The organism is Moorella sp. E306M, from assembly GCF_006538385.1.
Taxonomy (GTDB): Bacteria; Bacillota; DSM-521; order Neomoorellales; family Neomoorellaceae; genus Neomoorella.
The window spans coordinates 1,432,881-1,439,048 of record NZ_BJKO01000001.1 but is presented as its reverse complement, the minus strand read 5'-3'; the positions used below and the strand labels follow the sequence as shown (position 1 = coordinate 1,439,048).

Below are 6,168 nucleotides of genomic sequence, written 5' to 3'. Positions count from 1 at the left end.
TCACCTCTGACTTGATGTTCGGGCCTTCCCCTGGAGTTCATGACCCCCAGGGTACTATGCCTTCTGCTGACTCCTGCCGGTTCAGCCGTGCCTTTCGACACGGGTTGCCAGCTTTTCCTGGCTTATCCGGCAGGCCTCCCCGGGTAAGAGCGTTAACCTTCGCCCCGCGCCCGCCCCATATACTCTACCATCCCTTGGCAGCCTGGGATTTCGCTGTGTTTCGCCAGCTCATCCGGATGGTCTAGCCTCCTATGGGGTTCTTGTTCATCGGGCCGTGACTTTGCCTCCGGCTTCCTCCGGATCCCACCTCGCGATGGGCACCCTTGCCTTTGGCTAGCAGACTCGTGCTGCCTCGCCTGCAGTGGACTTTCACCACCAAGTTAACGCCCATGCCGGGCGCACGAAAAAACGCCGGCGACTGGTCTTCAGGGCCAGTCGCCGGCGTGTCGCCGCAGGCAAGGCTAGAAAACGTCTTCCACCACAATGGTCTGGTCCCGGCGCGGGCCGACGGCAATGAGATGAACGGGCACGCCGGTCAGTTCTTCCAGCCGCCGGATGTAGCTGCGGCAGGCAGCAGGCAGGTCCGCCAGGGATCTAGCTGCAGTGATATCTTCCTGCCAGCCGGGGACTTCTTCGTAAACGGGCTCACACTGCTGCAGGACCTTCAGGCTGGCGGGAAAATCCCGGATTATCTCGCCGCCGTAACGGTAGCCGGTACAAATGCGTAAAGGATCGATTCCCGTCAGGACATCCAGTTTGGTCAGGGCGATGCCCGTCAGGCCGTTGACCTCGGCGGCATGGCGCAAGATGACCGTATCCAGCCAGCCGCAGCGGCGCGGCCGCCCGGTGGTGGTACCATACTCCCTTCCCTGCTCCCTCAAAGTATCGCCAATCCTCCCCGTTACTTCGGCCGGGAAAGGCCCGGCTCCTACCCGGGTGGTATAGGCCTTGGCCACACCCAGGACCTTATTGATCTTCGTCGGGCCGATACCGGCACCAATGCAGGCCCCGCCAGCCGTCGGGTAGGAAGAAGTAACAAAGGGATAAGTCCCCTGGTCCAGGTCCAGGAGGGTACCCTGGGCACCTTCAAAGAGGACCCTGCGACCGTCCTTTAAAGCCCCGTTAACCAGACGGACGGTATCGGCAATGAGGGGCCTCAGGCGCCTGGCATAACCGGCATATTCGTCCAGGATGGCCTCCAGGTCGTAACCCGGCCGGTCGTAAATTTTAGCCAGCATCTCGTTGACTGCCGCCAGGTTGCGGGCCAGCTTCCCGCGAAATTCCTCCCAGTCCAGGAGATCTCCTACCCGGATGCCCGTCCGGGCCGTTTTATCAACATAGGCCGGGCCAATGCCCCGTTTGGTGGTGCCGATCTGGGCTTGGCCCCGGCGCTCTTCCTCGACGGCATCCAGGCCCTTGTGGTAAGGTAAAATGAGGTGGGCCCGGTCGCTGATCCTCAAACTTGAGGTATCTATACCCCGCTCCGCCAGGCCGTCCAGTTCCTGCACCAGGACAGCCGGATCGACCACCACACCATTGCCAATAAGGCAGAGCTTGCCTGGATAGAGGATACCGGAAGGCACCAGGTGCAGTTTAAACTCCTGTTCCCCGACCATTACCGTATGGCCGGCGTTGCTCCCTCCCTGGTAACGAACCACCACTTCAGCTTTTTCCGCCAGGTAATCGGTAATTTTTCCCTTGCCCTCGTCGCCCCACTGGGCTCCCACCAGGACTACCGCCGCCATGCAAGCACCGCCTTTCAATTTATTGTTTGTTTATTCGTTTGTTTTATTTCATCCTCGCCTGGTATTGGGGCCGGGCGCAAGCCAGGCCACCACCGGTTAAGCGCTGGCTATAATAGCCCGGGCGGCAATGACACCGGCCGCCGAAGCCTGGGCCAGACCGCGGGTAACCCCGGCGCCGTCACCGGCAGCGTACAGGCCGTGGATATTTGTTTGCAGTTCCTGGCTTAAACTTAACCGGGACGAATAAAATTTAACCTCCACGCCGTAAAGCAGGGTATGCCGGGAATAAACCCCCGGCGCGATCTTATCCATGGCCGCGAGCATCTCCACAATGGCCGTAAGGTGCCGGTAAGGGAAAACCAGGGACAGGTCCCCGGGCGTGGCCTCGGTCAGTGTCGGTGTTACCAGGCCCTTTTCCAGGCGGTCAGCTGTGGTCCGCCGCCCCGACAGGAGGTCACCCAAGCGCTGGACCAGGACACCGCCGCCCAGGAGGTTGGCCAGCCGGGCCACATAACGGCCGTAGGCAATGGGTTCCTTGAAAGGCTCGGTAAAGGTCTTGCTGACCAGCAGCGCAAAGTTGGTATTGTTAGTCTTTTTGTCCGCATAGGAGTGGCCGTTCACCGTCACCAGGCCCTCGTTATTTTCCAGCACTACTTCCCCGTAGGGGTTCATGCAGAAGGTCCGCACCCGGTCGTCAAATTTCCGCGAGTAAAAGATAAATTTAGATTCGTAAATGACGCTGGTCAGGTGCTCCATGACGGCCGCCGGCACTTCTACCCGCACGCCAATATCCACGGGATTGACGACCAGCTTCAGGTTCAACCCGGCAGCCACCCGGCGCAGCCAGTCGGCGCCTTCCCGGCCGGGAGCCAGGACCACATAACGGGCGCTGATCTCTTCACCCCGCCGGGTAACCACCCCGGTAACCCGGTTATCTTCTACCAGGATTTCCTCAACCGGCGTATCCGTGCGCACCTCTACGCCGTGCTCCTCCAGGTAATCCTTCATGGCCTGGAGGATCTCCTGGGTGCGCCCGGTGCCCAGGTGGCGGATGGGAGCCGGAATCAGCTTTAAATCCGCCAGGACGGCCTGGCGCTGGATGTCGGCAATGCGCTCATCTTCCAGGCTGCCGTAGACCTTATCCGGCGCCCCGAAATGGCGGTAAACGCCGTCGACATAATCGATTAAAGCCGTTACTTCCCGCTCCGGTATATATTCACTCAGCCAGCCGCCTACTTCCGGCGACAGGGTTAATTTGCCGTCACTGAAAGCCCCGGCTCCTCCCCAGCCGGATACTACCGAGCAGGGGTTGCAGTGCAGGCAGCTGGAACGCGTCTCCTTGGACGGGCACACCCGGCGCTTTAAGCCGTGTCCCTTCTCAAGGATGAGCACTTTGAGCCCGCTTTCCTGCCGCACCAGCTCCAGGGCGGTGAAAATCCCTGCCGGGCCGGCGCCAACGATGACCACATCATATTTTCCAGCCATCCGTCTCCCCTCCTCAACCTGTTTCCGGGCAAAAAAATAGCCCCCGCAACGGGATTAGCCAGAACAACATTATAATTTTACCAGACCCTTTACGAGGCGTCAAGGAGAATCGGCACTCTGAGTTCTTATAAACAATGCCTATTTCAAGAAGGTATTCGTCAACCGGCCACAATAGCTCCGGCGACAGCCGCCAGGCCGGCCGTCCGGGGTGAAGCCAGGTAAATCTCCGCCTCGGGAGAACCCATGCGCCCGGGAGTGTTGCGGACCGTAGCTGCCAGCACCCGGTCGCCAGGCGCCAGCAAGCCGGCATGCTGCCCCGGACAGGGGCCACAACCGGGAGGCAAAATTACGGCCCCCTGTTGTAGTAAGCTCCTGCTCAAACCCCTGGCTTCCATCTCCTGCAAAACAGCCCTGGATGCCGGTACTAACAGCAGGTTTACGTCCCCGTGAACAGGTCTGCCGTTCATAGCAGCGGCCAGTTCTTCAAAATCCTCCAGGCGGCCGCTACCGCAACCGCCTACCAGAACCTGGGTTACGGTTAAGCCGGCCACTTCATGCACCGGTTGAATTTTAGTTGGAGCCGGAGGACAGGCAACAAGGGGCTTCAGAGTAGAAGCATCAATAGTTAAATCGCTGTCAGCAACCTGTTCCTCTGGTGGGATAATCATTCCTGTCATACAGCCCATTTCGCCGATCAGGTTACAAACGCTCATCCGTCCACTTGGCGAAAGCTGCCAGACACCCTCTCCCTGCAGCAGCAGGGCTTTATTTTTTAAGGCGCCTCCTCCCAAGCGTCGCAGGAGTTCCAATCCCAGATCCCGCGGGGATACCCCTGGTGGCAAGCCGCCCTTTATTGTTACTATTACTGTTTCTGGCACCACTAATCGAAGTTGTCCGGTAAGCAGTACCGGTACCAGTTCGGCAGGGGCAAGAGAAAACGCTATGACACTAAAGGCGCCGGCCGTTGTTACATGACCATCGGCACCGGCAATAATCATGCCGGCCCGGGGATGGAAGTATTCAGCCACCACCTGGTGGAGAACCCCCTCACACCTTTCAAAAAGGTTAATTCCCTGCCGGCGGGCGTAAGCCCTTAACTGCAAATGCAGCTGCCGGCTCGCTATCGTCGGCGCCGGCATAGCATGATCGAGAGTGAAAACCACTTTTGCCGGTTGCGCGACTTGTTCCCCTTCAGGCCAGGCAGCCAGGATTTTGGCGGCAGTTCCATCATGAGCAAGAATTAAATCAACGTTGATGGTTATCTCTTCGCCCGGTACTACTCGCTGTATCCCGGCGGCAGCTCCCAGGGCTTTAAGGAAAAAGTTCATACCTGAAGACTTCCCTTCTAAAAATTTAGCCTTCAGTTTTATCTTTTGCACTATAATCGCCTATACAACCACTCGAACATACCCGGGTACATGGTAAAAACGTCTGGTGCCTGTAAAATCTATCTCGCCCAATGCAGTATCGGTTAGCCTTTTTCTGCTTTTAGCTCACCTGGCCCGGATTGGGCGCCTGCAAGCAACTTCCATCCGGGCCAGGTTTTTGTTTACATAATTAAATAAGATGCATAAGCCACATGACATAGACGGCAATCATGGAGAAGATACCACCAACCAGCGTAACGCCGCCGTAGGAAATCAAGGCAGATTTAAGTTCCATCTTGGAGAGAGAAGTGCACACCCAGAAATAACTGGAATTTACATATTTGATAATTACCGAACCGGCGGCCCCGGCCAGCATGGCAGCTTCCGGGCTTAAATTAAGAGTTCCCAGCATGGGAGCTACCAGAGAACCTGCAGTAATGACGCCTACAGTCGTCGAACCGGTTATCATGTTGCCAATTACGCCTAAAACAAAGGGCAGGAAAATGGCCGGAACCCCCGTCTGGGCCACGGACTTGGCAATCAGATCTACCGCCGGTGTTCCCTTTAAAATTGCACTCAAGGACCCACCCAGGCCAGTTACAACAATGATCATAGCAGAAGTCCGCAAGGCATTTTCAATCCACTCACTGTTTTGTTTCTTTTTCTGCTCTCCCTTGGTATTGCGGTAGGCCAGCCAAACACCAATGGATAAGGCCACAACCGGCCAGCCTAAATAGGTAAGGGCAAGCCTCAAAAGGCTTTCTTTAGGAAGGGCAAAAGAAGCTACACTCTGCCCGGCAATCAAAATTAAGGGGATGAGGATAGGTGCATATGCTGCCGCCGTGGTGGGCAGTTCGGATTCCATCCCTTTTTCGGCAAATGATTGACCCAGAAACTCTTCTGAAGGTGGTGAAGGCACCCGTGGCCCCACTATTTGTGCATAAACCCAGCCCGCCAGGGAGCCTACAAGGCAGGCAATGCTACCAAAAACAATAATTTTACCCACATCGGCTTTCACCAGGGCCGCGGCCGCCAGCGGTCCCGGTGTAGGCGGCACCATGGCATGGGTAAGCTGCATGGCTCCCACCAGTCCCGTAGCCATTACACTCATATTGGTTCCTACTTTAATAGCTGCCGAATGCACTAATGGGTTCAGAATAACGTAACCGATGTCGGAAAAAATGGCAATACCGATAACGAAGCCGGTCAAGGTTAGGGCCAGCGGCATCCTTTTTTCGCCGATCCATTTAATCATAGTTAAGGTAATTTTTTCAATACCACCCGTATTTTTTAAGGCCTCGGCAATAATAGAGCCAAGGACTATAACAACCGCAATAGATTGGACTGTTTTACCAAAACCGGTTTCAAAGGCTTTAATAAACTTATCCATATCCAGGCCAGGCACAAGACCCATTAGGACGATGGGAATTAAAAGCGCCAGGAAAACATGCCATTTGAACCTTCCAATAAACAAAAATAACAAAGCAATAACTGCCACAAAAGCCGATAAAGCCACAACTGCGTTTTGGATAATCATAAGGTTCCCCCCTATCTATTAATTTTTATTTTCG

At 56.0% G+C, this 6,168-nt stretch carries 4 protein-coding genes; all 4 read right to left on the bottom strand.

Going from position 1 to position 6,168, the window contains the following annotated elements; genetic code table 11:
* Positions 1-461 precede the first annotated feature (461 nt).
* The 4 genes from FLZ89_RS07635 to FLZ89_RS07620 all read right to left on the bottom strand — a co-directional run bounded on the left by FLZ89_RS07635 (position 462) and on the right by FLZ89_RS07620 (position 6,134).
* Positions 462-1,745 (bottom strand): adenylosuccinate synthase, encoded by a 1,284-nt coding sequence (locus FLZ89_RS07635; RefSeq protein ID WP_141304737.1) that lies wholly within the window; start codon positions 1,743-1,745, stop codon positions 462-464.
* Between the two features lie 96 nt (positions 1,746-1,841).
* Positions 1,842-3,230: an NAD(P)/FAD-dependent oxidoreductase gene (locus FLZ89_RS07630; protein WP_141304736.1), complete on the bottom strand. Its 1,389-nt coding sequence runs from the start codon at positions 3,228-3,230 to the stop codon at positions 1,842-1,844.
* A gap of 158 nt (positions 3,231-3,388) precedes the next feature.
* The gene (locus FLZ89_RS07625; RefSeq protein WP_141304735.1) at positions 3,389-4,558 is read right to left on the bottom strand and encodes an aconitase family protein; all 1,170 of its coding nucleotides are present in this window, start codon (positions 4,556-4,558) and stop codon (positions 3,389-3,391) included.
* A 229-nt stretch (positions 4,559-4,787) separates the two neighbouring features.
* On the bottom strand, positions 4,788-6,134 hold the full coding sequence (locus FLZ89_RS07620; protein ID WP_141263210.1) for a GntP family permease: 1,347 nt from the start codon (positions 6,132-6,134) through the stop codon (positions 4,788-4,790).
* Positions 6,135-6,168: the final 34 nt, after the last annotated feature.